24 protein-coding genes are annotated in these 22,157 nt (G+C 64.8%); 12 read left to right on the forward strand and 12 right to left on the reverse strand.

Going from position 1 to position 22,157, the window contains the following annotated elements; translation table 11 throughout:
- Window positions 1-79 precede the first annotated feature (79 nt).
- The 7 genes from JY500_RS02790 to JY500_RS02820 all read right to left on the reverse strand — a co-directional run bounded on the left by JY500_RS02790 (window position 80) and on the right by JY500_RS02820 (window position 6,185).
- Window positions 80-1,582 carry a DUF3426 domain-containing protein gene (locus JY500_RS02790; RefSeq protein ID WP_206255010.1) on the reverse strand — a complete coding sequence of 501 codons (1,503 nt, stop codon included), beginning with the start codon at window positions 1,580-1,582 and terminating at the stop codon, window positions 80-82.
- The gene (gene prmA / locus JY500_RS02795; RefSeq protein ID WP_172201095.1) at window positions 1,582-2,466 is read right to left on the reverse strand and encodes a 50S ribosomal protein L11 methyltransferase; all 885 of its coding nucleotides are present in this window, start codon (window positions 2,464-2,466) and stop codon (window positions 1,582-1,584) included. The genes JY500_RS02790 and prmA overlap by 1 nt, the downstream gene beginning before the upstream one ends.
- Window positions 2,467-2,477: 11 nt before the next feature.
- The gene (accC, locus tag JY500_RS02800; RefSeq protein ID WP_172201093.1) at window positions 2,478-3,824 is read right to left on the reverse strand and encodes an acetyl-CoA carboxylase biotin carboxylase subunit; all 1,347 of its coding nucleotides are present in this window, start codon (window positions 3,822-3,824) and stop codon (window positions 2,478-2,480) included.
- 60 nt (window positions 3,825-3,884) lie between these two features.
- Window positions 3,885-4,337, reverse strand: coding sequence for an acetyl-CoA carboxylase biotin carboxyl carrier protein (gene accB, locus JY500_RS02805; RefSeq protein WP_172201091.1), 453 nt, complete (start codon window positions 4,335-4,337; stop codon window positions 3,885-3,887).
- A gap of 58 nt (window positions 4,338-4,395) precedes the next feature.
- Window positions 4,396-4,887 (reverse strand): type II 3-dehydroquinate dehydratase, encoded by a 492-nt coding sequence (gene aroQ / locus JY500_RS02810; protein ID WP_172201089.1) that lies wholly within the window; start codon window positions 4,885-4,887, stop codon window positions 4,396-4,398.
- A gap of 141 nt (window positions 4,888-5,028) precedes the next feature.
- Complete coding sequence (locus tag JY500_RS02815; RefSeq protein WP_206255011.1) at window positions 5,029-5,586, reverse strand: peroxiredoxin family protein; 558 nt, start codon at window positions 5,584-5,586, stop codon at window positions 5,029-5,031.
- Complete coding sequence (locus tag JY500_RS02820; protein WP_206255012.1) at window positions 5,583-6,185, reverse strand: hypothetical protein; 603 nt, start codon at window positions 6,183-6,185, stop codon at window positions 5,583-5,585. Before JY500_RS02820 ends, JY500_RS02815 begins: the two co-directional genes overlap by 4 nt.
- Before the next feature lie 81 nt (window positions 6,186-6,266).
- On the opposite strand from JY500_RS02820, the gene mpl reads away from it, so the two are divergent.
- The 6 genes from mpl (at window position 6,267) to JY500_RS02850 (ending at window position 12,174) form a co-directional block, all read left to right on the forward strand.
- Complete coding sequence (gene mpl / locus JY500_RS02825; protein ID WP_206255013.1) at window positions 6,267-7,616, forward strand: UDP-N-acetylmuramate:L-alanyl-gamma-D-glutamyl-meso-diaminopimelate ligase; 1,350 nt, start codon at window positions 6,267-6,269, stop codon at window positions 7,614-7,616.
- A 328-nt stretch (window positions 7,617-7,944) separates the two neighbouring features.
- Window positions 7,945-8,790 (forward strand): cytochrome c oxidase subunit II, encoded by an 846-nt coding sequence (gene coxB / locus JY500_RS02830; protein ID WP_206255014.1) that lies wholly within the window; start codon window positions 7,945-7,947, stop codon window positions 8,788-8,790.
- 32 nt (window positions 8,791-8,822) lie between these two features.
- Window positions 8,823-10,403, forward strand: coding sequence for a cytochrome c oxidase subunit I (gene ctaD / locus JY500_RS02835; protein WP_172201079.1), 1,581 nt, complete (start codon window positions 8,823-8,825; stop codon window positions 10,401-10,403).
- A 121-nt stretch (window positions 10,404-10,524) separates the two neighbouring features.
- Window positions 10,525-11,085: a cytochrome c oxidase assembly protein gene (locus tag JY500_RS02840; RefSeq protein ID WP_206255015.1), complete on the forward strand. Its 561-nt coding sequence runs from the start codon at window positions 10,525-10,527 to the stop codon at window positions 11,083-11,085.
- Window positions 11,082-11,285: a DUF2970 domain-containing protein gene (locus JY500_RS02845; RefSeq protein WP_172201075.1), complete on the forward strand. Its 204-nt coding sequence runs from the start codon at window positions 11,082-11,084 to the stop codon at window positions 11,283-11,285. The genes JY500_RS02840 and JY500_RS02845 overlap by 4 nt, the downstream gene beginning before the upstream one ends.
- 40 nt (window positions 11,286-11,325) lie before the next feature.
- A complete protein-coding gene (locus JY500_RS02850; RefSeq protein ID WP_172201073.1) occupies window positions 11,326-12,174 on the forward strand; it encodes a cytochrome c oxidase subunit 3 in 849 nt (282 codons plus the stop codon).
- Between the two features lie 12 nt (window positions 12,175-12,186).
- Here JY500_RS02850 and JY500_RS02855 read toward each other — a convergent pair whose 3' ends face one another.
- On the reverse strand, window positions 12,187-12,381 hold the full coding sequence (locus tag JY500_RS02855; RefSeq protein WP_172201071.1) for a DUF2909 domain-containing protein: 195 nt from the start codon (window positions 12,379-12,381) through the stop codon (window positions 12,187-12,189).
- Between JY500_RS02855 and JY500_RS02860 the strand changes: the two genes are divergently transcribed.
- From JY500_RS02860 to JY500_RS02885, 6 genes are all read left to right on the forward strand, one after another.
- On the forward strand, window positions 12,380-13,144 hold the full coding sequence (locus tag JY500_RS02860) for an SURF1 family protein (protein ID WP_246479770.1): 765 nt from the start codon (window positions 12,380-12,382) through the stop codon (window positions 13,142-13,144). The two genes, JY500_RS02855 and JY500_RS02860, sit on opposite strands and share 2 nt — an antisense overlap.
- On the forward strand, window positions 13,134-13,670 hold the full coding sequence (locus tag JY500_RS02865) for a hypothetical protein (protein WP_206255016.1): 537 nt from the start codon (window positions 13,134-13,136) through the stop codon (window positions 13,668-13,670). The genes JY500_RS02860 and JY500_RS02865 overlap by 11 nt, the downstream gene beginning before the upstream one ends.
- 5 nt (window positions 13,671-13,675) lie before the next feature.
- Window positions 13,676-14,689 carry a COX15/CtaA family protein gene (locus JY500_RS02870; protein ID WP_206255017.1) on the forward strand — a complete coding sequence of 338 codons (1,014 nt, stop codon included), beginning with the start codon at window positions 13,676-13,678 and terminating at the stop codon, window positions 14,687-14,689.
- The gene (gene cyoE / locus JY500_RS02875; RefSeq protein WP_172201067.1) at window positions 14,670-15,566 is read left to right on the forward strand and encodes a heme o synthase; all 897 of its coding nucleotides are present in this window, start codon (window positions 14,670-14,672) and stop codon (window positions 15,564-15,566) included. Before JY500_RS02870 ends, cyoE begins: the two co-directional genes overlap by 20 nt.
- A complete protein-coding gene (locus tag JY500_RS02880; RefSeq protein WP_206255018.1) occupies window positions 15,566-16,150 on the forward strand; it encodes an SCO family protein in 585 nt (194 codons plus the stop codon). Before cyoE ends, JY500_RS02880 begins: the two co-directional genes overlap by 1 nt.
- A 128-nt stretch (window positions 16,151-16,278) precedes the next feature.
- On the forward strand, window positions 16,279-18,333 hold the full coding sequence (locus JY500_RS02885; protein WP_206255019.1) for a FecR family protein: 2,055 nt from the start codon (window positions 16,279-16,281) through the stop codon (window positions 18,331-18,333).
- Window positions 18,334-18,397: 64 nt separating this feature from the next.
- On the opposite strand, the gene rpoH is transcribed toward JY500_RS02885, so the two are convergent.
- From rpoH to JY500_RS02905, 4 genes are all read right to left on the reverse strand, one after another.
- On the reverse strand, window positions 18,398-19,255 hold the full coding sequence (rpoH, locus tag JY500_RS02890) for an RNA polymerase sigma factor RpoH (RefSeq protein WP_172201062.1): 858 nt from the start codon (window positions 19,253-19,255) through the stop codon (window positions 18,398-18,400).
- 158 nt (window positions 19,256-19,413) lie between these two features.
- Window positions 19,414-19,650 (reverse strand): hypothetical protein, encoded by a 237-nt coding sequence (locus JY500_RS02895; protein ID WP_172201060.1) that lies wholly within the window; start codon window positions 19,648-19,650, stop codon window positions 19,414-19,416.
- Between the two features lie 393 nt (window positions 19,651-20,043).
- Window positions 20,044-21,045 (reverse strand): oligopeptide/dipeptide ABC transporter ATP-binding protein, encoded by a 1,002-nt coding sequence (locus tag JY500_RS02900; RefSeq protein ID WP_206255020.1) that lies wholly within the window; start codon window positions 21,043-21,045, stop codon window positions 20,044-20,046.
- On the reverse strand, window positions 21,042-22,157 hold the full coding sequence (locus JY500_RS02905) for an oligopeptide/dipeptide ABC transporter ATP-binding protein (protein ID WP_206255021.1): 1,116 nt from the start codon (window positions 22,155-22,157) through the stop codon (window positions 21,042-21,044). The genes JY500_RS02900 and JY500_RS02905 overlap by 4 nt, the downstream gene beginning before the upstream one ends.

A 22,157-nucleotide genomic window follows, 5' to 3' on the forward strand; every position in this document is an offset into this window, starting at 1 on the left:
ACTCCGCCTTAAAGGGAGCACCAATTCATCTTTCCGATTGTTGTATAAGCGGGATTTGTTGCGCCGCCGCAAATGGCGGTCAGGGGTAGAAGGCGTAGAGCTTGTAGCCGGTGGCCTTCTGGCCGGTTGCGTCCAGATAGAGCGTGAAGGACACGTCGCTGCCCGCTGCAAAGGCCTGCGTGTGCTGCAGATTCGGCGGCAGCCATTCCTCAGGCGGTAGCGCGCGGCGGACCAGCGCACGATTGAACACATCGGTGAGCGTAACCTCGATGTGCGGGTAAGACTGGCTGAATGCCGCTTTGTTGCGGAGTGTGCCGCTCAATTCAAACTGGCCGTCCTTGCCTGGGCGAGGATGAAGATCCGAGGCGTCGATACTGATCTGCGACGACACGCGCGGCCACGGCATTGCGCAGCCCAGCTTCGCGCAGGCCGCCTCGAACAATGGCCGGGTCTCGGGCAGCTCACGCGCGATGTCGTGCCTAGCCCAAAGCAGTCCTTGGGCGACAACGCCGGCGAACAGTACAAAAATCGAAATGCCCCACATCCAGCTGACGGATTTCGGGGTCCGCGGCTTTTCCCAGGCGAACTGCTGCGCAGCCTCATGCGGCGGCTCATCTTCGTCGTCGACGTGCTCGATCAGCTCGGGCTCGCCCGGTACCGTATGCAGGTCGTCCCCCACCACGGCGGCGCTGGCAACGGCCGGCTCGGGCAGCGGGGCAAAGCGGTCTTCCTCGATGGCATCGAGTTCGTGCACCTCGGTCGGCCAGCTCGGTTCTTGTGTCACCCCTGCAGGTGAAGCGTAGGCGGTAACAAAGACCGGCGCGTCGTCTTCGTCCGCGGGTGCGAGTTCTTCTGCCTCGAGCGGTACTTCCGACAGGGATTCGACCGGGACTCGCTCAACCGGCTCGCTGTGCCAGTCAGAAGCGGCGAGGTCGACTTCCGCCTCATGTGCTTGTGCTGCACCGCCATGCCCGCCCGGGATGTCGCCGCCGGTGCGCCAGTCGAACGTGAGTGTCGTTTTCTCGTCGTCGCGCGCGGGCCGGATGAAGTCGGCCGTGGCGGGTGGCGCAACGGGGGCCGGCGTGGCGGTCGCGGGCACGTCGGCATCGAGGTCGAAATCGAGCTCGTAGCTGCTGCGTCGCGGCGCGGCGGGATCGAGCTCCGGCATCGGCGGAACGATCTCGGTGGCCGAGGTGCCGGCCCAGGAACTGGTGCGATGTGTGGCGAGTGCCGAGTTCACCGCGAGTGGCGCTTTCGGCGGCTCGACTGGCGCGGCGACGCGCGGAGGCGTTGTCACAACCGCGGGCGACGGCGTCACGCTGGCAGGTGCAGGTGCAGGTGCAGGTGCAGGTGCAGGTGCAGGTGCAGGTGTACTCGCGGGCGTCGCGGGCGAGGTCGTGACCGCCGCTTCGGTGTTCGCATCCTCGGTGCCTTGCGGCGCCGGCGGCGAATCGATCAGGGATTCGAGCGCAGAGAAGGGGGCTTGGCAGTGGCCGCAGCGCACCCGCCCGCCGCGCGCGCGGAGCTGCTCGGGTTTGACCCGGAACGCGGTGCCGCAGTGCGGGCAGCGCGTCATCAGCATTAGCGCTGACCCTCCAGGCGCACCCAGCCCTCATGTGTCGCGCCGACTTTGAGCGCGATGTAGGGGGCGTATGCGGCGATGACCTGCTCGGCTTGTGGTTCCAGCACGCCGGAGAGCACCAGCTTGCCGCCGTCTGCGACACAGGCCGCAATGGCGGGGGCGAGCACGCACAGCGGGTTGGTCAGAATGTTCGCGATCACGCGGTCGTAGCGGGCCGTAACCGGTGTGCCGCTATGCACCACCTCGATCGACACGCCGTTGCGCTCGGCGTTGTCGCGCGTGCTTTCGAGCGCGCGTTCGTCGATGTCGATGCCGACAACCTTGCCCGCGCCGACCTTGGCCGCCGCGATCGCGAGGATGCCGGAGCCGCAGCCGTAGTCGAGCACGCTGCAGCCGGCGGGAATGTTGTCGAGCACCCACTGCAGGCACAGTCGGGTGGTCGGGTGCGAGCCGGTGCCGAATGCGAGGCCCGGATCCATCTCGATGTTGATCGCGTCAGGGTTCGGTGCCACATGCCACGACGGCACGATCCACAGGCGGGGATCGATCTCGATCGGATCGAACTGGCTTTGCGTCAGACGCACCCAGTCTTGTTCGGCGACCTCTTCGACGGTGAATGGCGGTACCGCATCGAGGCCGGCCTGCGCCGCCGCTTCGGCGAGCGCTACCGCCAGCTCGACATCACGATCGAACAACGCGACGACGCGGCTGTGTTGCCACAAGGGCTGGGCCGGATGGCCCGGCTCGCCGAACTGCGGCACCTCGTCAGGCGTGCCGGCATCGGCGTCATCGATCGACACCGACAACGCTCCCGCGTCCATCAGCGCTTCGGAAAGCGTTTCCGCATGCGCTTCATCCGCCTGAACGGCAACCTGCAGCCACATCGTCGTGTTCCTCAGTCTTTCTTCGCCAGCTTCGCTTCGAGATAGTGAATGCTGGTGCCGCCGCGCATGAAGTTGCCGTCATGCAGCAGTTCCTGGTGCAGCGGAATGTTGGTCTTGATGCCTTCGACCAGCATCTCGGACAGCGCGATGCGCAACCGGCGGATTGCCTGCTCGCGTGTGTCGCCGTACGAAATCACCTTGCCGATCATCGAATCGTAGTTCGGCGGGATCGTGTAGCCGTTGTACACATGCGAGTCCACGCGGATACCGGGGCCGCCCGGCGTGTGCCAGTTGGTGATCTTGCCGGGAGACGGCGTGAACTTGAACGGGTCTTCGGCGTTGATGCGGCACTCCATCGCGTGACCGCGCAGTACGACGTCCTTCTGCGTATAGCGCAGCTTCTCGCCAAATGCGACGCGGATCTGCTCCTGCACGATGTCGATGCCGGTGATCATCTCGGTCACCGGGTGCTCCACCTGAACGCGGGTGTTCATCTCGATGAAGAAGAACTCGCCGTTCTCGTACAGGAACTCGAAGGTGCCGGCGCCGCGATAGCCGATGCGCTTGCAGGCGTCGACACAGCTCTTGCCGACCTTTTCGATCAGCTTGCGATCGATGCCGGGCGCAGGCGCTTCTTCGATCACCTTCTGGTGGCGGCGCTGCATCGAGCAATCGCGCTCGCCAAGGTAGATCGCATTGCCGTGCTGATCGGCGAGGATCTGGATCTCCACGTGGCGCGGATTCTCCAGATACTTTTCCATGTAGACGGTCGGGTTGCTGAAGGCCGCCTGTGCTTCGGTACGGGTCATCGTAACCGACTGGATCAGCGCGCCTTCTGTATGCACCACGCGCATGCCGCGGCCACCGCCACCACCGGCCGCCTTGATGATGACCGGGAAGCCGATCGCGCGGGCGATCTTGGTGATTTCCTTCGGGTCGTCCGGCAGTGCGCCGCCCGAACCGGGCACGCAAGGCACGCCTGCTTCGATCATCGCCTGCTTGGCCGAAACCTTGTCGCCCATCAGGCGGATGGTGTCGGGGCGCGGACCGATGAACACGAAGCCGGATTTTTCGACGCGCTCAGCGAAATCGGCGTTTTCCGACAGGAAGCCGTAACCCGGGTGAATTGCTTCGGCGTCGGTCACTTCCGCGGCGGCGATGATCGCCGGCACGTTCAGATAGCTCTGCGCCGAGGCGGCCGGGCCAATGCAGACCGACTCATCGGCCAGCTTGACGTACTTGGCCGAGATGTCGGCCTCGGAGTGCACTGCAACCGTGCGGATGCCAAGCTCGCGGCAGGCGCGCAACACGCGCAGCGCGATCTCGCCCCGGTTGGCAATCAGGACTTTTTCAAACATGAGGCAGTGTCCGTGAAAGGTGAATAGGGTCGGTAGGGGGAAGGGCTCGCGCCCGAACCCTTAACCGATCACGAACAGCGGCTGGCCGTATTCGACCGGCTGGCCGTTTTCGACCAGGATCGCCTTGATCGTGCCCGTTGCATCGGACTCGATCTCGTTCATCAGTTTCATCGCCTCGATGATGCACAGCGTGTCGCCGCTCGAAACCGACTGACCGAGCTCGACGAAGGGTTTCGCTCCGGGGGCCGAGGTCCGATAGAAGGTGCCGACCATCGGTGACTTGACGACATGGCCGTCCGGCTGCGCGGCTTCTGCCGGCGCGGCGGGTGCGGCCGGTGCCGGTGCTGCGGCAACCGGGGCCGGCGCCGCGTAGTACTGTGCCGGGGCGGCACCACTCGGTGCGCCGAGATGCTTCGCGATGCGGACTTTTTCTTCGCCCTCGGTCACTTCCAGTTCAGAAATGCCTGACTCCTGGACGAGGTCGATCAGCTTCTTGAGTTTTCTCAGGTCCAATTTATTGCTCCCTCACGTGGATGCCGGCCCGCCATTTGTCTGGGGAGGCGGTGACGGCTTAGTTTTCGCGAATGCGGTTGAGTGCGTACTCGAGCGCGAGCGCGTAGCCCTGGGCGCCGAGTCCGCAAATCACGCCCACCGCGATCTCCGAAAAATAGGAGTGATGCCGGAAAGGCTCGCGGGCGTGAATGTTCGACAGGTGCACCTCGATGAACGGGATCTGCACCGCGGAGAAAGCGTCGCGCAACGCGACGCTGGTGTGGGTGTAACCACCCGGATTGATCAGGATGAAGTCGATCCCTTCGCTGCGCGCAGCTTGTACACGGTCGATCAGCTCGCCTTCGTGATTGCTCTGGAAGGATTCGAGCAGCACGCCATCGGCACGCGAGCGCGCCGAGAGCATGTCGTGGATGTCCGCCAGCGTCGTGCGGCCGTACACCTCCGGCTCGCGCGTGCCGAGCAGGTTCAGGTTCGGCCCGTGCAGCACGAGGATGCGGCGCTGCGGCGGTGCAGCAGAAGTGCGCTTCGATTTGCGATTGGAGGTCGCCATAACCGACAAGTTTGCCGGAAATCGACGAAGATGACTACCGTCGAGGCAGGAACCGACGAAAATAGTCGGCCAGCCTCATGCGGCGAGTTCGCTGCACGATGCCACTCGATGCCGCACTTTGCAAGCGCGGCGGCCGCCAGATCAACGCGGGGCGAGTTCCTGCAGCAGTTTCTCCAGCGCATCGTCCTTGAATGCACCGAGCTTGGTTTGTGCAACGCGGCCGTCTGGCCCGATCACGACTGAAAACGGAAGTCCTTGCGCTGCGTTGCCGAGCGCGACGGTGAGGTCGACCAGTTCCGCGCCGCCGACCAGCAGCGGGAACGCAAGCTTGTTCGTGACTGCATAGTTGTGAATCGCGTCGGCTTCGTCGATGCCGATGCCAACGATTTGCACACCCTTGTCCGCCCATTTGCGTTGCGCCGCATCCAGCAAGGGCATTTCCTTGCGGCAGGGTGGGCACCAGGTCGCCCAGAAGTTGATGACGAGCACTTTGCCCTGCCATTGCTGGAGGGCCTGAGGTCGGCCGTCCGAGTCGGGCAGTTGCAATGCCATCAGCTGCCGGAGTGCGCTGTCGCTGATTTTCGGTGCGGGTGTTGCTTGGTCGACATGGCGCTGGGTGCGCCAGCCCGCGTAGCCGGCAATGGCGGATACACCGATGATCAGCGCCGCTGCGAGGGCGCGTCGAGTGGTGGGGTTCATTCTTCGCGCTGTGCCGGTGAAGTGAGCAGGGCTTCCACTGCGGGCAGCTTGGCGCGGTCCGAACCGTTGCGGCGCGGAATGCGTTCCGCCAGCGGGCCGAACACGCAGAGCTTGACCGGCACTTCGTCCCATTCAAACGCGAGGATCGCCTCGGGCGACTCCGGGCCTGGCCGGCGCACTTCGCGGTGTTCATAGTCGAGCGCCTGGTTCAGCAGGAAGATCTCGACTTCCTTGGCGCTGTCGGCGAACAGGTCGATTTCGACTTCCGAGAATCCATTCGCCGAGCCGTCGAGCACCGCGCCGGTCAGGGCGGGGCGCCAGGGGGCGAGCAGCCGCATGACCTCGCAGGCGGTTTCGCGCATGGTTTCCAGGCGTTCCTCATGCTCGTCGTCGGGGTAGAGCGCCTGATACTCGCGCAATGCGGCGTCGATCTCGGCGTTGTTCGGCATCGCTTCGCCCTCGGTGACGCCGAGTTGGCGCGCAGCCTTCCGTTTGGCGAGGCCGTAATCGGATATGCCGTCTTCGGCCATCAGGCGGGCTGCCAGTGCGGCGACGTTCTGGCGCAGCGAACTGCGCGGGGGCGGTGCATCGAGCGGCATCGGGGTTGGGCGCGGGGCCTCGGCTACAATTGAGCCTATTCTAACCACACCCCGCGCGGTCTCCCGGCTGCGCCGTCCCTGATGCATATTCACATTCTTGGTATCTGCGGCACCTTCATGGGCGGCATTGCCTTGCTTGCCCGCGCTGCAGGCCATCGCGTCACTGGCTGCGATGCCAATGTTTATCCGCCGATGAGCACGCAACTGGCGGAACAGGGGATTGGCCTGATCGAAGGCTTCGATCCGTCGCAGCTGGATCAGGCGGCAGATATGTATGTGGTGGGCAACGCGGTGTCGCGGGGCAATCCGCTGCTCGAAGCGATTCTGGATCGCGGCTTGCCCTACACCTCCGGGCCGCAGTGGCTGGCTGAGCACATCCTGCCGGGCAAGTGGGTGCTGGCGGTTGCGGGCACGCATGGCAAGACCACCACCACGTCGCTGCTGGCCTATCTGCTGGAGTCCGCCGGGCTCAATCCCGGCTTTCTGGTTGGTGGGGTGCCGCAGGACTTTGGCGTGTCGGCGCGGTTGACCGAGTCGCCCTTCTTCGTCATCGAAGCCGATGAGTACGACACCGCTTTCTGCGACAAGCGCTCGAAGTTTGTTCATTACCGCCCGCGCACGGTGATCCTGAACAATCTTGAGTACGACCACGCAGACATATTCCCCGACCTGGCCGCGATCGAAACCCAGTTCCATCACTTGGTGCGCACGATTCCGCGCCTTGGTCGCATCGTGGCCAACGGGGCCGAGGCGAGTCTGCGACGCGTGATCGACCGCGGTTGCTGGAGCGAGCTCGAATGGTTTGACGACGCGGGTGCGTGGCACGCGCGAGAGGGTGATTCGGTGTCGGAGGCGGTGTTTTCTCTTCATGGCAACGAGATCGGGCGTGCCGAGATGCCGCTGGCTGGAGCGCACAACCGCGCCAATGCGCTGGCGGCGATTGCGGCGGCTCGCCATGTCGGCGTGCGCCCGCAGGATGCGATTGCCGCGCTCGCGGGCTTCAAGGGCATCAAGAGGCGGCTCGAAGTGCGTGGCGTCGTGCGCGGCGTTACGGTGTATGACGATTTTGCTCATCACCCGACTGCGATCCAAACCACCGTTGAAGGCTTGCGCCGGCGGCAGCCGCAAGGGCGCATCCTCGCCGTGCTGGAGCCGCGTTCCAACACGATGAAGCTCGGCACGATGAAGGATCGTTTGGCGCCAAGCCTCACGCAGGCGGATTTTGTCTATTGCTATGCGAACAAACTCGGCTGGGATCCGGCCGAGGCATTGAATCTGCTGGGCGAGAGGGCACGCACCTTTGAGTCGATCGATGAACTTGTGCGTGCTGTGGTGCAGCAATCCGCACCCGGCGACCATGTCCTCGTGATGAGCAACGGGGGCTTCGGCGGTGTCCATCAGAAGTTGCTGGATGCGCTGGCTGTCGCTTGACCCCTTGCACGCAGAGAGAAAAGGCGCCTTCGGGCGCCTTTTGTTTTTCTGTGCTGCGTAAGCGGTGTGTGTTCAGGCAGATGGATATGGCGATGCAGCATGTGCGGCAATGCAACACATTGATATGAATCAACATTTGTTGCTGCGAGCGCCCTCGCTGTGGCACCATCAAAACCGAACGCGGCGGGGCGGCCCGAAAGGGCGTCGTTCCCCCGCGCGGGAGTTGGAGTTGCGGCAAGCGGTCGTGTGAGGCGTCGCGAGGTCGGGTGCTCACGGACTGCAAAGCTGTCGTCAGAAGCAGCACTCATCCGGTGTTTTTCGAGGACCCATGAGGCATACCACTCGCGCATCAGTTCCACTGGCAATGGCGTTTGTCGCCAACGCCGCGTCGGCAGCCGACGCACGTTACAACCTCCAGCCCCCTGTCACCGGCATTGCCGAACAGATCTACGGCATGCATTCGATGATGCTCGTGATCTGCCTGGTGATCTTCGTCGGTGTCTTCGGCGTGATGTTCTGGTCGGTGTTCCGGCACCGCAAATCGAAGGGCGCGGTTGCAGCCCATTTCCACGAGAACACAGCGGTCGAGATTGCCTGGACTGTCGTGCCGGTGCTGATTCTGCTCGGCATGGCCTACCCGGCGACGAAGACGGTGATCTCGATGAAGGACACGTCAAACCCGGACATCACGATCAAGGCCACCGGCTACCAGTGGATGTGGGGTTACGACTACCTCAAGGGCGAGGGCGAGGGCGTGCGCTTCATCTCCACGCTGTCCACGCCGCGCGACCAGATCGAAGGCGGGGCGGCCAAGGGCGCCAACTACCTGCTCGAAGTCGATAACCCGGTGGTCGTGCCGGTGGGCAAGAAGATCCGCATCCTCACCACCGCGAACGATGTGATCCACGCCTGGTGGGTGCCGGCCTTTGGCGTGAAGCAGGACGCGATCCCCGGCTTCATCCGCGACACCTGGTTCCGTGCCGAGAAGGAGGGCGTGTATCGCGGCAACTGCGCCGAACTGTGCGGCAAGGAGCATGGCTTCATGCCGATCGAGGTGCATGTGGTGTCTGCTGCGAAGTACGCCGAATGGGTTGCGGCGCAGAAGAAACGCATGGCCGCTGAAGCGCAGCCCGCGGCCCCGCAGGCATCTGCCAACACGGCCGCGGCCGGTTGATCACGCACCGATTCCGAGACAGGAGCTAGAGCATGAGTGCGGTCCCACACGGCCTGGAACACGGACATGACCACCATCACCCGAGCGGGTTGATGCGCTGGATTCAAACCACGAATCACAAGGACATCGGCACGATGTACCTGATCTTCAGCTTCATCATGTTCCTCTCCGGGGGCGTGATGGCGCTGACGATCCGTGCCGAACTCTTTCAACCTGGCCTGCAGGTGGTGCAGCCGGAGTTTTTCAACCAGCTCACCACCATGCACGGGCTGGTGATGGTATTCGGCGCGATCATGCCGGCCTTCGTCGGCTTCGCGAACTGGCAGATCCCGCTGATGATCGGCGCGAGCGACATGGCCTTCGCGCGGATGAACAACTGGAGCTTCTGGCTGTTGCCGCCGGCTGCGATCCTGTTGGTGGGGTCGTTCTTCGTGCCGGGCGGAGCATCGGCGGCTGGCTGGACGCTTTACGCGCCGCTGTCGATCCAGATGGGCATGGGCATGGACATGGCGATCTTCGCGGTCCACATCATGGGCATCAGCTCGATCATGGGCGCCATCAACATCGTCGTCACGGTGCTGAATATGCGCGCCCCTGGCATGACGCTGATGAAGATGCCGCTGTTCTGCTGGACCTGGCTGATCACCGCCTACCTGCTGATCGCCGTGATGCCGGTGCTGGCGGGGGCCGTGACGATGATCCTCACGGATCGGCACTTCGGTACCAGCTTCTTCAACGCGGCCGGTGGCGGTGATCCGGTGCTCTACCAGCATGTGTTCTGGTTCTTCGGGCACCCCGAGGTGTACATCATGATCCTGCCGGCCTTCGGCATCGTCTCGCAGGTGATTCCGACCTTTGCGCGCAAGCCCCTGTTCGGCTATGCCTCGATGGTCTACGCGACGGCGTCGATCGCAATTCTCTCCTTCATGGTGTGGGCACACCACATGTTCACGACCGGCATGCCCGCGACCGGCCAGTTGTTCTTCATGTACGCAACGATGCTGATTGCGGTGCCGACGGGCGTGAAAGTGTTCAATTGGGTCGCGACGATGTGGCGCGGCTCGATGACCTTTGAGGCGCCGATGCTGTTCTCGGTCGGCTTCCTGTTCGTGTTCACGATGGGCGGATTCACCGGGCTGATCTGCGCGATCGCGCCGATCGACATCCAGATCCAGGATACGTATTACGTCGTGGCGCACTTCCACTATGTGCTGGTGGCCGGCTCACTGTTCGCGCTGTTCTCCGGCGCCTACTACTGGCTGCCGAAATGGACCGGGCACATGTATGACGAGCGCCTCGGCAAGCTGCACTTCTGGTGCTCGATCATCTTCTTCAACATCACCTTCTTCCCGATGCACTTCCTCGGCCTGGCCGGCATGCCGCGGCGCATTCCGGACTACAACCCGATGTTCGCGGACTTCAATGCCATCGCCACGATCGGCGCCTTCGGGTTCGGGCTTTCACAGCTGATCTTCCTCTTCACGGTCATCAAGTGTGTGCGCGGTGGCGAGAAGGCCGCAGCCAAGCCTTGGGATGGTGCCGAGGGGCTTGAGTGGACGGTGCCGTCGCCGGCGCCGTACCACACCTTTGAAGAGCCGCCTCAGGTCAAGTGAGTCGCAACATGGCCAAGCGGAGCGCAACGCGCAGCAACCTGAAGACGGCACTGGGGCTGGGATCGATCGCCCTGGTGTTCTTCTTCGGCGTGATGCTCAAGTACTGGCTGCAGAACCACCAATGAGCTCACTGGAACGCGCCTCCGAGAATCGTCGTCTGCTGCTGCGGCTGGCCGTGGCTGCGGTCGCGATGTTCGGTTTCGGCTTTCTTCTGGTGCCGTTCTACAACACGATCTGTGAGGTCACTGGCATCAATCGCCTGATGAAGGCGGATGCGCAGGCGGCCAACAGCCAGGTCGATGCCTCGCGCACGTTGATCGTCGAGTTCGACGCCAACACCCACGCGTTGCCGTGGCGCTTCTCGCCGCAGCAGTCGAGTGTGAGCACGCACCCCGGCGCACTGGTGCGGGTGGATTACGTGCTCGAGAACACCACGGACAAAACGGTGGTGGGGCAAGCGATCCCGAGCTATGGGCCACGCGTCGCCGCGCAGTACGTGAAGAAGCTCGAGTGCTTCTGTTTCCAGCAGCAGACCCTGGCGCCACACGAGCGCCGAGTCATGCCGGTGGTTTTCGTGGTGGACGCGGCGCTGCCGGCTGAAGTGAATACCGTGACCTTGTCGTACACCTTCTTCGAGGTGGAAGGCGCTGCGCCTGTGGCCGCTGCGGGGCGGGCCGGGTGACGGCGACGCCGCGGGCTGGCTTCCTGGCAACGCTGCGTGCGGTGTTGTGGTCGTTCATCGGTGTGCGCAAACGACAGGATTATCAGCAAGACGCGAGTTCGCTGAATCCGCTTGCGGTGGTGGTGGCGGGCTTGATCGCGGGTGCGTTGTTCATCTTCACACTCGTGATGGTTGTGTCATGGGTTACGGCGTCGCCTTGAAGGCGCCGACATAAAACAGCATCGACAGGGAGACGCACAGATGAGCTCCACGCTCGAAAAGTATTTCGTACCCGAGCCCTCACGCTTTCCGATCTTCGGCTCCGCCGCCTTGTTGCTGATCGGTGCGGGTGCGGCGATGTGGCTCAACCGGGTATCGCCTGGCTCTTGGATGGTGGCGGCCGGTTTCGCGACGCTGATCTACATGCTGTTCGGCTGGTTCGGCCAGGTGGTGCGCGAATCCGAAGGCGGCAAGTACGGCGCACAGGTCGACCGTTCGTTCCGCTGGAGCATGGGCTGGTTCATCTTTTCGGAGGTGATGTTCTTTGCGGCCTTCTTCGGCGTGCTCTTCTATGTTCGCGTGCTGGCCTTGCCTGAGCTAGGTTCCGGCAAGTCCGCGATGCTGTGGGACGGGTTCAAGAGTGCCTGGCCCAATGCCGGCCCTTATGCGGAAGAGGCCTTCACGCCGATGGCCGCGTGGGGTATTCCGGCCATCAATACTGCGATCCTGCTCAGTTCCGGCGTCACGCTGACGTGGGCGCATTGGGGATTGTTGAAGGGCGCTCGCGGCCAGCTGATCAATGGGCTCGCGCTGACCGTGCTGCTCGGCGTGATCTTCCTGTGCCTGCAGGCGTATGAGTATCACCATGCCTACGCGGAGATGAACCTCACGCTGGCGTCCGGCATTTATGGCTCCACCTTCTTCATGCTCACCGGCTTCCACGGCATGCATGTGACGATCGGCGCAACGATGCTGATCGTGATCCTCGCACGCAGCATCAAGGGGCACTTCACGGCAGAACGCCACTTCGCCTTCGAGGCGGTGGCCTGGTACTGGCACTTCGTCGACGTCGTGTGGCTGTTCCTGTTCGTCGTCGTCTACTGGCTTTGACTGCGGGGGGACTCAGAGCCTGCCGTTGATCAGGCCGAAGTGATAGCTCGCCATCAGCAACAGGAATAGCAGCAAGGACATGCCAACCCGAATCGACAAGGCCATCGCGGTGCGCTGACCGGCACCGCGGTCCTTGAGCAGGAAGCCCAGCGCGGAAGCCAGGCTTGCCACGATCAGCACCAGAAACACGATCACCAGAACGCGCATGTCTCACTCCGGAATGGTTGTCACGCAGTGTAGTTCAGCCCCGGCGGCGTCGGCCAGCCGGCGTGCGTCGCTGCGCCGCGCGCTGGCACTGCTGACTGGCCTGGCGTTCTGCGTGCTGTGTCTGGGTTTGGGGCGCTGGCAATTGCAGCGTGCCGAGTTCAAGGCAGCGCTCGCCGCTGCCCATGCTGCAGCAGGTTCGGCACAGCCGCTACCACCGTCTGCCGACGCGGCGCACTACGACGGCGCTCGTGTGGTGGTGAGCGGGAAGTGGTTGATCGACCGCACCGTCTGGATCGACAACCGAACCCACGCCGGCCGCGCAGGCGTCCATGTGCTTACGCCGCTCGCGCTCGCCGACGGCAGCTGGCTGTTCGTAAACAGGGGTTGGGCGCCCATGCCGGGCGATCGTCGTCAGTTGCCATTGCCGTCATTGCCAAGCGGCGCGGCACAGGCACTGATCGGGGTGGCGGTGCAGCCTGCGACCGGCGGCTACACGCTCGCGGGCGGCGATGCCCGCGACGCGCTGTGGTCGCGCATCGATGTTGCCCAGATGCAGCGGTGGGCAGGCGCAGCAAAGGTCTACCCGCTGGTGCTGCAACTCGAAAGCAATGTGGGTGATGGCCTCGTGCGCGAGTGGGCGCCACCTGCGTTCGGGCCGGAGAAGCACCGCGGGTACGCGCTGCAATGGTTCTTGCTCGCAGCCCTCGCTGCGGGGCTGACGCTGTGGTTTGGATGGAGGAGTTTGCGACGTGATGAAGCCTGACGCCCGCCGCACCTTGCTGCTGATTGGCGCGGTCTGTGCCGCCCCGGTCATCGCAAGCTACACGCTCTACTGGTTCGGCAGAGCGCCGACGGGCGCCAACTACGGCGAGCTGCTGCAGCCAGCGCCGTGGCAACCGGGCCGAATGGTCGAGCTCGGCGGCGCTGCGATCGAACCTGCAAGCCTGAAGGGCCGCTGGGTGATGGTCTACGCCGCGCCAGCGGCGTGCGACGCCGCCTGCCGGCACGACCTCTGGATCATGCGTCAGGTGCGCACAGCACAGGGCAAGGAGATGGAGCGCGTCGAGCGGGTCTGGCTCGTGACCGACGGCAGCGCGCCCAGTGCCGAATTGCTCGCAGAGCATCCGGGGCTGCGCGTGGTGCGCGCCGAGGCCGCCGCGGCGCCAGCAGGGCGGATCGAGATGGTCGACCCGCTGGGCAACCGGATGATGCGTTACCCGGCACAGCCTGAGCCGAAGCGGATCATCAAGGATCTGACCCGCATCCTGAAGTACTCGCGGCTGGGCTGAACGGCATGTTGCGCAGACTCGTTCTCGCCGCCCTCTCTCTGGCCTGCATCGTGATCGTGCTGGGCGCCTACGTCCGGCTGTCGGATGCGGGTCTCGGCTGCCCGGATTGGCCCGGTTGCTATGGCCAATTGAGTCCGCATCACGCGGCCGAAGCGATCTCTGCCGCGCAGGCCGACGCGCCACAGGGGCCGGTGTCGATGCCCAAGGCCTGGAAGGAGATGGTTCATCGCTATCTGGCGGCAACGCTTGGTCTGATGATCCTCGGCATTGCGATGCTGACCTGGCGCCGCCGTCGCGAGGGCGCGCCGCTGGGTCTTGCTGCGGCCATTGTTGGCGTGGTGATCTTTCAGGGGCTCCTGGGCAAATGGACGGTCACGCTCCTGCTGAAACCCGCGATTGTCAGCGGTCACCTGATCGGCGGCATGACCACCGCGGCGCTGCTCGCGTGGCTTGCCTGCCGGCTGGCGGGCTTGCGCCGCATCGACGTACCGCCGGCGCAAGCCTGGCTTGCCCGAGCTGCGTTTCTCGCGCTTGCGTGCCAGGTCGTTCTCGGCGGCTGGGTGAGCACGAACTACGCGGCACTGGCGTGCGCCGATCTGCCAACCTGTCACGGCCAGTGGTGGCCGGAGACCGACTTCCACAATGCGTTCCACCTCGTGCGCGAACTGGGCATGACAGCCAGCGGTGATCTGCTCTCAAACGCGGCGTTGACCGCGATTCACCTGAGTCATCGTGGCGGAGCGCTGGTGGCGGGGGCCTTGCTTGCCGCGCTGGCGATTGCGCTGCTGCGGCGTACCGCAACGCGCGGGCTCGGTGCGCTGCTGCTTGCAGCGCTGGTGCTGCAGATTTCGCTCGGTGCGGCCAACGTACTGTTGAGCCTGCCACTGCCGCTTGCGGTGATGCATAACGCCGGCGCTTTGGTGCTGGTGCTGGTGATGGTCCGGATCAATCACGCCGTGCGGCCGCGTGCCGTGGTGGTGCGTCGGGGGAGGTGCCTGAATGAGAACGCTCTCGCTTGAATTTGCTCAGCCACTGGCCGATCGTTTGCGCGCCTTCGGTGCGCTGACGAAATTCCGCGTCAACCTGTTGATCGTGTTCTGCGCGGTGATCGGCATGTTCCTCGCGGTGCCAGGGGGGCTACCCAATGCCGCGACGGTGATCGCCGCCACGCTGGGGATCGCTTGCGTGGCTGGCGCGGCGGCCGCGATCAATTGCCTCATCGAGCAGAAGATCGACGCCGTGATGGCGCGCACGCGCGCACGACCGCTGCCGCGCGGCGTGCTGACACCGGCTGAGACGCTGGCGTTCTCGGGCCTGCTGGGCGGCTTCGGTCTGACCGTGCTGTGGCAGGCGGTCAACCCCCTGACCATGTGGCTGACACTCGCGACCTTCGTCGGCTATGCGGTGATCTACACCGTGCTGCTGAAGCCCTACACACCGCAGAACATCGTGATCGGTGGCGCATCGGGGGCGATGCCGCCGGTGCTCGGCTGGGCCGCGGTGACCGGTGAGGTCTCGGCCGATGCCTGCCTCCTGTTCCTGATCATCTTCGCTTGGACGCCGCCTCACTTCTGGGCGCTCGCCTTGTACCGGACCCAGGAGTACGCCCGCGCCGGTTTGCCGATGCTGCCGGTAACCCACGGTTCGGAATACACCCGCTTGCAGGTGCTGCTCTACACCCTGATCCTGTTCGCGGTAACGCTGCTGCCGTATGCGACCAAGATGAGCGGCTTGCCCTACCTCGTCGCCGCTGTCGGTCTGGGCGCTGGCTTCATCCGCTATGGCTGGCGACTCTGGGTGGACTACTCGGACGCACTGGCGCGGCGCGCCTTCCGCTATTCGATCGTGTATCTTTCAGCGCTGTTCGCCGCCCTGCTGATCGACCACTACCTGTGATGCGCCGCCGCTTTCTTGCCGTGCTCGCAGCCGCCCTGTTAGGCGGCTGCGGCGTTTCTGACGCCCCGAAATTCCACGCCACCGACATCACCGGGGCGGACTATGCGAAAGCCTTTACGCTGACCGACCAGCATGGCAAACCGCGCACGCTCGCCGAATTCAAGGGCAAGGCGGTCACCGTCTTCTTTGGCTACACCCAATGCCCGGACGTCTGCCCGACCAATCTCTCGACGATGGCTCAGGTCGTGAAGCTGCTGGGGGCCGATGGCGAGCGCCTGCAGGTGGTCTTCGTCACGGTTGATCCGGAGCGCGATACCCAGCAACTGCTGTCCGAATACATGCCCGCCTTCCACCCCACTTTCCTCGGCCTGCGGGGTGATGCCGCAACGACCGAGCGTGTGATGAAAGACTTCCGCATCTTCGCGCAGAAGCAGGGGGACATCGCGGGCGGCAACTACACGGTGGATCACACTGCCGGCACCTATGCCTACGATCCGCAGGGTCGTTTGCGGCTGTACATCCGCCACGGCGAGACACCGCAGAACATCGCCGACGATCTGCGCCTCCTGATCGCGGGCAAGTAAGCTTCACCGACTGTTACAACTCGCAGCCCCGCCGCCGTCAGCTACGCTGAACAGTGAGGCGTTGAGCGTGTACGCCCGCCAAGTCGGCGTGGCGATTCTGGTACGCGCGCGGCGCGTTGGGGGCTTTCATGCGGGAGTGGCGAGCAGACGGCGGCTTGCGTTGGGTGTGTGCGCTCATCGGCGCGCTCTGCCTCATGGCGCAGGCATCGGCCGAGGTGCCGGACCCGCCGGGGCGGGTCGGCCGGGTCAGCTATGTCGAAGGTCGGATCGAGGCATGGACAGCCGATAGTCAGGACTGGGCACCGATCAATGTGAACATGCCGGTAACGTCCGGCATCGGGCTCTGGACCGCGACGGATGGTCGCGCAGAAGTCCGTATCGGGAGTACTTCGGTTCGGCTGGATGCCGATTCACAACTCAATTTTGACCGCGTCGACGATGCAGCCATCGCGCTTGAAGTGCGACGCGGCGTGGCACGTGTGCGCCTGCGCAGCCTGCCGGATGACGATCAGCTCGTGATGAGTGCCGGTGGTGTGCGTGTCGAGGCGCAACGCGCGGGCGACTATGCTCTGGAGTACGACCCTGGCTCACGCCGTGCCTGGGTCTCCGTGTTTGCCGGCCGTGCGCGTGTCAGCGGAATTGCCGAGCGGCTTACCGTGCTTGCCGGCCAACGCGTTGAGTTGGATGCGGTAGCGCTGCGCCTTGTGGCGTCGGAAGAAGCTGGTCGCAGCAGCTTTGATGAATGGGCCGAGCGTCGTGACCGCGAACAGGATCGGCTTGCGTCGAGCCGCTATGTGTCGCCCGAGATGACCGGCATCGAAGCGCTGGATGGTCACGGCCGCTGGGAGGAAGACAGCCGCTACGGCCCGCTGTGGTACCCGGTGGCGGTGGCGCCCGGTTGGGCGCCTTACCGTTACGGCCACTGGGCGTGGGTGGCACCTTGGGGCTGGACCTGGATCGACGACGCCCCCTGGGGCTTTGCGCCCTTCCACTATGGCCGCTGGATCATGATCGGTGGGCGCTGGGGGTGGGCACCGGGCAGCTATGTTGCGCGGCCGGTCTATGCGCCGGCGCTGGTCGGCTTTTACGGTGGCGCGCCGGGCTTCTCGATCAGTGTTCGTCTCGGCCCGGTCGTCGGTTGGTTCCCGCTTGCGCCCTTCGAGGTGTACCGCCCGGTCTACACCTACAGCGAGACCTACATCCAGCGTATCAACATCACGCACGTCACACGCATGCCGCCGATGCCGGGCGGCCCGAATGGCGACTACCCGCGCCGGCCGATCGACTACCGCTATGGCGCGCAGCGCGACGCCGCAACCTTTGTGTCGCGTGACGACTTCTTCCGCCAACGCCCGATACAGCATGGTCAGGGCGGGGTGAACACGGATGTCATTCGGCACTTGCCGATCGGTGGCGCGCCGCCCCCACCGCCGGGCGTCACGCCGCGTCCGCCGCGCGGTCCGGGCGGGGGTGACATGCCAGTACCGGATCCGCGCCCGTCCGGCGGGCCGGGGCCGCAGTCGATGCCGCCTCGTATTCCGGGGGATCCGCAGCGCGGTGACCTGCCGCGCTATCCGATCGGCGATCCGCGTCGGGCGCCGCAGGGCTGGGGCGGCGAGCGTGCCGCGCCGCCAGCGCCGGTTGATCGGCCAGCCCCGGCGGCACCGCCAACGCGTAGCGCCCCGATGCCAACGATACCGATCGAGCGCGACGTGCGGCCACAATCCGCGCCGCCGCAGCGCCAGCCGGGCATGCCTAACATCGGGCCACAACAGAACCAGCCCGGCGTCGTACCGGGCATGCCGAGGCAAGGGGGCGAGGCGAGCCGTTCCGATTCGGCAGTGATGCCGCGCGGCAGCGAGGGGGCGCCGCCCCGGCGTTGGCCGCCCGCACCGGGCAGCGAACAGCCGGCAGCGCCGCAGCCGCACGGCAATCCGCCGCGCTCGATGCCCATGCCAGGGGTGTCGGGCGTGTCCGGCGCAGAGGCGCAGCACGCGGCGCCACGCCCGCGCGTGCCGGAAGGGCGGCCGGTAGAACCGCGCGCCGATCGCCAGGCGATGCCGGCCGTCGGCCCGCAGGCGCCGCGCGCGCCTGAAGGCGGCGGCAATCGCGCGCACGAGCCACGCGAACACGGGCGACCGGAGCAGGATCGGCCGCGCCGCCCTGGGCAGCAAAGCGAGTAGGGCGGGCGAAAACGACAAGGCCCCTTGCGGGGCCTTGGTCATTTGGGAGGGCCTGGCAGCCGGGTCAGACGTAAGCCGCCAGCGCGCCCTTCATCTTCTGCAGTGCTTTGGCTTCGATCTGGCGAATACGCTCGGCGGAGACGCCGTATTCGGAGGCCAGCTCTTGCAGCGTCGCGCTTTCGTCGTCAGCCAGCCAGCGGCGGCGGATGATTGCGCGGCTACGTTCGTCCAGCGCTTCCAGCGCGCTCTCCAAACCTTCGCTTTGCAGGCGGTCGCGGCCGCGCGCCTCGAGCACGGCGGTCGGTTCGGCGTTGGCGTCGGCCAGATAGGCGATCGGCGCGACCCGGCCGTCGTCATCCTCTTCCGGGCCCAGTTCAAGCGCGACATCACCACCCGAGAAGCGGGTTTCCATCTCGCGCACTTCTTCCGGCTTCACGCCCAGCACGCGCGCCATCTCGGCCACTTCGCCGGTGGTCAGCGTGCTGCTGTCGGACTTCATGCTGCGCAGGTTGAAGAACAGCTTGCGCTGCGCCTTGGTGGTAGCGATTTTCACCAGGCGCCAGTTCTTCAGAATGTACTCATGGATCTCGGCCTTGATCCAGTGGATGGCAAAGCTCACCAGACGTACGCCGCGATCCGGGTCGTAGCGTTTGACGGCCTTCATCAGGCCGACGTTGCCTTCCTGGATCAGGTCGCCGTGCGGCAGGCCGTAACCGAGATAGTTGCGGGCGACCGAAACCACCAGCCGCAGGTGCGAGAGCACGAGCTGACGCGCGGCCTCGAGATCCTGTTCATCACGCAGTTTGCGTGCGAGCGAAAGCTCCTGCGCTTCCGTCAGGATCGGGAACCGGTTCGCCGCCTGAACGTACTGATCCAGACTGCCCAGTGCGGACGGGACGGGGAACGACAGCGATGTGGTCATCTGCATACCTCCAACAAATTACCTCTGGAACAATGTTAGCACTCGACGCTAGAGAGTGCTAATAACGGATTTTGTTCCCGGGATTTGTTTCCGCATGCAGACCAACGGCAGCTCCGGCGCACTCAATTGCGGTGTGCCGGAACGGCCGTGCAGCGCACTCAGGCGACGGGTTCGAGTTCGGATGCGTAGAACAGCGCTTCCAGCGAAGCGCAGGCCTCGTCCGGATCAACCTTGACGTACCACATGGCTTCACGCGCATTGCCGCCGAGGCGGTTCTTGCGCACCAGGGTGCCCGTGCGTCCGTTGAAAAAGGCCTGCCGGGCGGCAGCGCCGGCGTCGAGGTGACCGATGCGGACGCGATGTCCGACTTCGAAGCTCTGGGTTTGCGTGCTCATGTCTTGTGTTCTCGCTCTGGAAGAACGGTCGCGTTGTTGGAGCGCGATCGGGTTTTGTCTCTGTCGCGGATTCTTCGCTTGTGGTGAAGTCGCGTCTTGATTGTGTTTGGCGATTTTAAGCGCCAAAAATGACAAAAAGCTATCCAGTTGGCAAGAACGCGTTTTGCGTTGCAGCAAATGAACTTGGGATAAATGCCGCGCAGCGTGTTCGCGCACCCTGCCCGAGAAGCGCTGCGCAGGCTGGTCCAGCGAATTTGGTCATAAATTGCGGCTGAATGGGCGCAGCGAAAGGCGCCGTGGGCCCTGTTTCATATTGCGATGCCGCAGCCCGGGTCGGTACGGTTGGCAATGGGCGTCATGACTTGATGAAAATTGCGTGAGGCCGCCGACTGATCAGCCTGCCGGCTCAAGCGGTGCGCGCGTGCAGGCGACCGCATGGGTGCTGCCGCCCTGGGCGGTCAGAGGCGGTATCGCTGCGCTACAGGCTTCGATGGCGAGCGGGCAGCGGGTGCGGAACACGCAGCCAGAGGGCGGCGCAATCGGGCTTGGCAGGTCGCCCTCGAGGATCTGCACTGCCTTGCTGCGCTCGCGTGCCGGGTCCGGGATCGGGACAGCGGAGAGCAGAGCGCGGGTATAGGGATGGGCTGGTGCGCGGAACAGCGCGTCGGCATCGGCCATCTCCATCGCGCGGCCGAGATACATCACCAGCACGCGGTTTGAGATGTGACGCACCACCGCCAGGTCGTGGGCGATGAAGACCAGTGCGAGGCCGTCTTCCTGCTGCAGATCCATCAGCAGGTTGATGACCTGGGCCTGGATCGACACATCCAGCGCCGACACCGGTTCGTCGCAGATGATCAGCTTCGGCTTGACGATCAGCGCACGCGCGATGCCGACGCGTTGGCACTGGCCGCCCGAGAATTCATGCGGGTAGCGGTTGATCACGTTGGGTTGCAGGCCGACGCGCGCCATCACGCGCTCCACTTCAGCGTTCACCGCCTGCGCACCGATGCCCGGGCGCAGCGTGCGCAGGGGCTCGCCGATGATGTCGCCGATGGTCATACGCGGGTTCAGCGAAGACAGCGGGTCCTGAAAGATCATCTGCAGGTCGGCGCGCAGCGGCTGCCAGTCGGCTTCGGGCAACCCAGCGAGCTCGCGCCCGGCCAGCTTCACGCTGCCGCCTGCGATCCGGTTAAGGCCGATCAGTGCCCGTGCGAGCGAACTCTTGCCGCAGCCGGACTCACCGACGATGCCCAGTGTTTCCCCGGCGTTCAGGGTAAAGCTCACGCCGTTGACCGCCCGCAGCAGCCGCGGTGCTGACCAAGGCAGCAAGCCCTCTCGCCCGACTTGGAATTGGACTTGCAGGTCGTGAACTTCAAGCAGGGGCGCGCTCACGGTGCGATCCTCCGATCGTTGGCTTGCGCGCTATCGGCTGCGGGTGCTGCGGTGGCATCGGTGTAGCGAAGCTGTTCGAGTGGCCGATGGCAGGCACGACGACGGCCCTCACCAAAGGCGGTGAGGGGGGCAGGGGCGAGGCAGGCGGTGTCGCGTTCAACACAGCGTGGCGCAAACGGGCAACCGGGCGGCAGCGCGAGCAGGTTGGGCGGGTTGCCGGGGATGGTCGCGAGACGGTCACTGCCGTGTTGGTGATCCATCCGCGGTACCGCATGCAGCAGACCCATCGTGTAGGGGTGACTGGGCTGCGCGAACAGCGCTTCCGCCGGGCCCTGTTCCATCACGCGGCCGGCGTACATCACCAGCACCTGGTCGCAGACCCCGGCAACCACGCCCAGATCGTGCGTGATCATGATCACTGCAGTGCGGAAGTCGCGCCGCAGATCCTGAAGCAGCCGCAGGATCTGCGCCTGCACCGTGACGTCGAGCGCGGTGGTCGGTTCGTCCGCGATCAGCAGTTTCGGCCGGCACAGCAGCGCCATCGCGATCACGACCCGCTGGCGCATACCGCCAGAGAACTCGTGCGGGTACATGGTCAGACGCTTCTTCGACTCTGCAATCTTCACCGCATCCAGCATGCGCGCCGATTCCGCCAATGCGGCCTTGCGGTCCAGCCCCTTGTGGAAGCGCAGTACCTCGGTGAGTTGGTCGCCGACCGTCAGGTAGGGGTTCAACGCGGTCATCGGGTCCTGGTAGATCATTGCGATCTCGGCCCCGCGGCGGGTGTTCAATTCGGCTTCCGAGAGCGCGAGCAGATTGGCGCCGCCGTAGAGCACTTCACCGGTGGCGAGCCCGTTCCTCGCGAGCAGGCCCATCAGCGCAAACGCAGTCTGGCTTTTGCCGGAGCCGGACTCGCCGACGATACCCAGCGATTCGCCTTCCTGCAGCGAGAACGAGAGGTCATTAACCGCGGCGACCTCGCCTTCCGGCGTGGCGAAGCGGACGTTCAGGTTGCGGACGTCGAGCAGGGCACCGGCGGCGCGCGGCCGCCCGAAGCCGCCGAGCGCCCCCTCGGGGGGCAGCGAACGGGACGGAGCGTGGGTGTGGTCCAT

The organism is Niveibacterium microcysteis, from assembly GCF_017161445.1.
Classification (GTDB): Bacteria; Pseudomonadota; Gammaproteobacteria; order Burkholderiales; family Rhodocyclaceae; genus Niveibacterium; species Niveibacterium microcysteis.

Bases quoted from the DNA above. Each gene is read 5' to 3' on its own strand.
- JY500_RS02820 (WP_206255012.1), bottom strand. From the start codon at position 6,185: ATGCCGCTCGATGCACCGCCCCCGCGCAGTTCGCTGCGCCAGAACGTC.
- cyoE (WP_172201067.1), top strand. From the start codon at position 14,670: ATGAGAACGCTCTCGCTTGAATTTGCTCAGCCACTGGCCGATCGTTTG.
- coxB (WP_206255014.1), top strand. From the start codon at position 7,945: ATGAGGCATACCACTCGCGCATCAGTTCCACTGGCAATGGCGTTTGTC.
- accC (WP_172201093.1), bottom strand. From the start codon at position 3,824: ATGTTTGAAAAAGTCCTGATTGCCAACCGGGGCGAGATCGCGCTGCGC.
- JY500_RS02865 (WP_206255016.1), top strand. From the start codon at position 13,134: ATGAAGCCTGACGCCCGCCGCACCTTGCTGCTGATTGGCGCGGTCTGT.
- JY500_RS02815 (WP_206255011.1), bottom strand. From the start codon at position 5,586: ATGAACCCCACCACTCGACGCGCCCTCGCAGCGGCGCTGATCATCGGT.
- JY500_RS02850 (WP_172201073.1), top strand. From the start codon at position 11,326: ATGAGCTCCACGCTCGAAAAGTATTTCGTACCCGAGCCCTCACGCTTT.
- aroQ (WP_172201089.1), bottom strand. From the start codon at position 4,887: ATGGCGACCTCCAATCGCAAATCGAAGCGCACTTCTGCTGCACCGCCG.
- mpl (WP_206255013.1), top strand. From the start codon at position 6,267: ATGCATATTCACATTCTTGGTATCTGCGGCACCTTCATGGGCGGCATT.
- JY500_RS02905 (WP_206255021.1), bottom strand. From the start codon at position 22,157: ATGGACCACACCCACGCTCCGTCCCGTTCGCTGCCCCCCGAGGGGGCG.
- JY500_RS02870 (WP_206255017.1), top strand. From the start codon at position 13,676: ATGTTGCGCAGACTCGTTCTCGCCGCCCTCTCTCTGGCCTGCATCGTG.
- JY500_RS02855 (WP_172201071.1), bottom strand. From the start codon at position 12,381: ATGCGCGTTCTGGTGATCGTGTTTCTGGTGCTGATCGTGGCAAGCCTG.
- rpoH (WP_172201062.1), bottom strand. From the start codon at position 19,255: ATGACCACATCGCTGTCGTTCCCCGTCCCGTCCGCACTGGGCAGTCTG.
- JY500_RS02880 (WP_206255018.1), top strand. From the start codon at position 15,566: ATGCGCCGCCGCTTTCTTGCCGTGCTCGCAGCCGCCCTGTTAGGCGGC.
- JY500_RS02895 (WP_172201060.1), bottom strand. From the start codon at position 19,650: ATGAGCACGCAAACCCAGAGCTTCGAAGTCGGACATCGCGTCCGCATC.
- JY500_RS02840 (WP_206255015.1), top strand. From the start codon at position 10,525: ATGAGCTCACTGGAACGCGCCTCCGAGAATCGTCGTCTGCTGCTGCGG.
- ctaD (WP_172201079.1), top strand. From the start codon at position 8,823: ATGAGTGCGGTCCCACACGGCCTGGAACACGGACATGACCACCATCAC.
- prmA (WP_172201095.1), bottom strand. From the start codon at position 2,466: ATGTGGCTGCAGGTTGCCGTTCAGGCGGATGAAGCGCATGCGGAAACG.
- JY500_RS02885 (WP_206255019.1), top strand. From the start codon at position 16,279: ATGCGGGAGTGGCGAGCAGACGGCGGCTTGCGTTGGGTGTGTGCGCTC.
- JY500_RS02860 (WP_246479770.1), top strand. From the start codon at position 12,380: ATGTCTCACTCCGGAATGGTTGTCACGCAGTGTAGTTCAGCCCCGGCG.
- JY500_RS02790 (WP_206255010.1), bottom strand. From the start codon at position 1,582: ATGCTGATGACGCGCTGCCCGCACTGCGGCACCGCGTTCCGGGTCAAA.